Genomic DNA, 231 nt, shown 5'->3' on the forward strand with positions numbered 1-231 from the left:
AGATGTTGCCGCCGGTGGCCTGCGCGTCGAGCTTGGTTGCAACAGCCGTGTCGATGGCGCCGGCTCCTGATGCGCCGATAGCGCCGCCCGCGGTCAGGCTGATCGCGCCGCCCACGAGGTTCTCATTGCCCGCGCCTTCCGCTGTGGTGTCGTGGTCACTGATCGCACCGCCTGCGGTGAGGGTGATGTCCTTCCGGTCAGCAGCCGTACCGGCGATGATTTGACCCACGG

At 67.5% G+C, this 231-nt stretch carries 1 protein-coding gene; it reads right to left on the reverse strand.

Translation table 11 applies throughout. The features are described 5' to 3' along the window. A partial coding sequence (locus BQ17_RS21880) for a hypothetical protein (protein ID WP_218068260.1) occupies positions 1-231 on the reverse strand: 231 nt, incomplete at both ends.

The sequence above is a fragment of the Candidatus Thiosymbion oneisti genome, from assembly GCF_900092655.1.
GTDB lineage: Bacteria > Pseudomonadota > Gammaproteobacteria > Chromatiales > Chromatiaceae > Thiosymbion > Thiosymbion oneisti.